This is a genomic window from Moorena sp. SIO2C4 (assembly GCF_010672485.1).
In the GTDB taxonomy this organism is placed as follows: domain Bacteria; phylum Cyanobacteriota; class Cyanobacteriia; order Cyanobacteriales; family Coleofasciculaceae; genus Moorena; species Moorena producens.
The window spans coordinates 1-1,162 of the sequence record NZ_JAAHGN010001541.1; the positions used below are offsets into that span (position 1 = coordinate 1).

1 protein-coding gene and 1 pseudogene are annotated in these 1,162 nt (G+C 46.0%); both read right to left on the reverse strand.

Translation table 11 applies throughout. From position 1 onward, the window contains the following. A partial coding sequence (locus F6K20_RS39345) for a pentapeptide repeat-containing protein (RefSeq protein WP_287298576.1) occupies nucleotides 1-310 on the reverse strand: 310 nt, incomplete at its 3' end. Continuing rightward, a pseudogene (locus tag F6K20_RS39350) lies at nucleotides 303-1,162 on the reverse strand (hypothetical protein); the annotation flags it as partial. The gene F6K20_RS39345 and the pseudogene F6K20_RS39350, both read right to left, overlap by 8 nt.

Consider the following 1,162-nt stretch of genomic DNA (forward strand, 5'->3'; position numbering starts at 1 on the left):
TTACCCCCTGTAGATTAGCATTCCTGAAGTGGCTCATGCTTAGATTCGCACGACTGAAATCAGCCCCCCTCAAGTCAGCATTACATAAGTTGGCACCTTGGAGGTTAGCCCCCCGGAAATCCGTTCCTCTGAAATCCGCTTCCATCAACCTAGCTTGGCTGAGGTCAGTGTAACTTAAGTCAGCTGCAGTGAAGTCCTCAGCCAGATTCAGCCCAACCATTGCGGTCAACTGCTCAAGATTGTCTGTTTCTGCCACTAAAACCCGCTTGATCAGGCTTAGCAGAATCGGTTGAGATTTTTCCTCACCCATATTGCAATTCCATGAGAGACAGATAGGGCTTAAGTCTAGTTACCAACAAATGTTCCACAATCAGTCTGTTTAGCACAACGGTTTTATTGCGGGTAAGGTTTGAGGACCACAACCCCTCAACTTCAGTTAGACAAATATCTCGCTGGGATACTTCAAAGATTGCTTGGATACGACAGGGTAAAGCAGTGACATTGACAGTTGCTAGCTTTACCCGATTCAGGGAACCAAATAAAACACCATTCCCCTTCTGTTCTTCAAAAATCCAGGCAGGATTTTCTGCCGAAACTTGATTGGTAATGTGGCACCAGGAAACTTGGTCAGTCTCGTGGGATGTCTTGCAGGATTCTGGTTGATATTCTAGTTGGGATGTCTCGTGGGATTGCGATTGGGTAGCTTCTGGAGTAACATTACCTCCCCCTCTTTCCCTGTTGCCATTAGGGTCTGTTGGACGGTGGTTTAGATCACAACTAGGCCCTTGTTGCTGTTGATTACCTACTGTTGCCAGTTGAATATAACCACCAAGCTCACGGAATTCATAGGGGATATTACCATGTTGGAGATGAAGACGCAGTACTCCACCTTTGAGTCCAAATTTAACACGACCTTCGAGCAACTCTTCCCACTGCTGGTTAAATTGGATGGTTAGGTATAAATTAATCTGCGGCATTTTAGAGGGTTTTTGCCAAAACTTACGTTTTTGTTTGTTTGGCGGAATCAGCATTCCTTCCAATTTCATCCCTAAGCAATCTAGGCATTTATTCTTAGGCTCAGGTGGAGGCATGTAATAGCAAAGGGAGTAGGGAGTAGGGAGTAGGGAGTAGGGAGTAGGGAGTAGGGAGCGGTGCGACCAGA